Origin of the sequence: Isoptericola sp. NPDC060185, assembly GCF_042728595.1 — a bacterium.
Taxonomy (GTDB): Bacteria; Actinomycetota; Actinomycetes; order Actinomycetales; family Cellulomonadaceae; genus Isoptericola.
In genome coordinates this window covers 2,585-3,758 of sequence record NZ_JBHWYY010000140.1, presented here as the reverse complement: position 1 = coordinate 3,758, position 1,174 = coordinate 2,585, and the positions used below count along the sequence as shown (strand labels likewise).

General features: G+C 66.3%; 1 pseudogene. It reads right to left on the bottom strand.

Annotated elements, in window-relative coordinates:
• Positions 1–442: 442 nt before the first annotated feature.
• Positions 443–657: pseudogene (locus tag ACFWDO_RS21245) on the bottom strand (integrase core domain-containing protein); the annotation flags it as partial.
• Positions 658–1,174: the final 517 nt, after the last annotated feature.

Genomic DNA, 1,174 nt, shown 5'->3' with positions numbered 1-1,174 from the left:
GGTTGCGAGCCGATCCGCGAAGAGCCCTCCGTGCGCGCCACGCGCTGTTGCATGCATCCAAGATCTTTGTATGCATCCAAGAACTGCCGAGAGGTCATGGGCCGCGAGCCCAGCGGCATCTGCGCGGCATCTTGAGTCGCCCCGGTGAGTCCGGAGACTCTTCGGGTTGCGTCAGGCCGCTGAGTTGCCCCGGTGAGTCCGGAGACTCTTCAGGTTGCGTCAGGCCGCTTCGGCTTGGCGCTTTCGGTGACTGTGGTGGAACGCTCCTGCTTCGATTGAGGTAAGGCCGATGGAGCCGTGGGTGCGCTCGGCGTTGAACCAGTGGGGTTCTGCCCTCGATTCATGGACAAGGGGTGTGATTGCGCGGCGGTCGCCAGCGCCGTGGTCGTTATTGCCTTCTCGAGCGCGTGTTCGGGGCTCGGTCGTCGCACCAGGAGTGTCATCGTCTGGCGTTGTAGCGGTTGACCCAATTGAAGACCTGGCGGTGGCAGGTGAGCTCGTCCGGCCAGCAGGCGGCGTCCCGGAGGACCTCACGCTTGAGCGTCGCGTTGAACGACTCGGCGAGCGCGATGTCCACCGAGGTGCCGACGGCGCCCATCGACTGGGTCACCCCCCCCGGCGTGCGCAGAGGCGGGCGCAGTCCTTGCTCGTGTAGAGCGGGCGCGCCCGCCCGCCACGCGTAGTAGGACGAACGCGTCACCTCGACGAGCTCGCACAGTCGCTTCACCTCGGCGGCTGCCGCTCGGCGTGGCACTCCCCAGCTGTGTGCCCGGCTCCATGAGCTGCGAATCTATGGCCACTTGTGGCCCACGGCAGGTCAGAAGCATCGTCGATGCTGGTCAGAGTGGCGGAAGGCGCTGCCTCGAACTCAGCATCGCTCAGCCGTGAGCAAAGGCCCCCTGACCAGCGGGAACGCTGGACAGGGGGCCTTCGTCATCTGGACCGTGGGCTCATCGGCAAGGCTCTGACCCGCGGTGATGCGTGGCCCGCAGAGTGTCATCCGGATTCCAGCATCGCCCACGTTCGGACCTGCACAGTCACGGCGAAGCTGTGCCCTTCCACGGTCGGTCGGAATGTCTCGCCGGTCGGACCCTGCGGTGCTCGGCAGAGTCCGACCGGCGGAGGTTGTCGTGCGTTCTCAGCTGTCGGTGGGGGTGCCGTGGATGGTGATCTC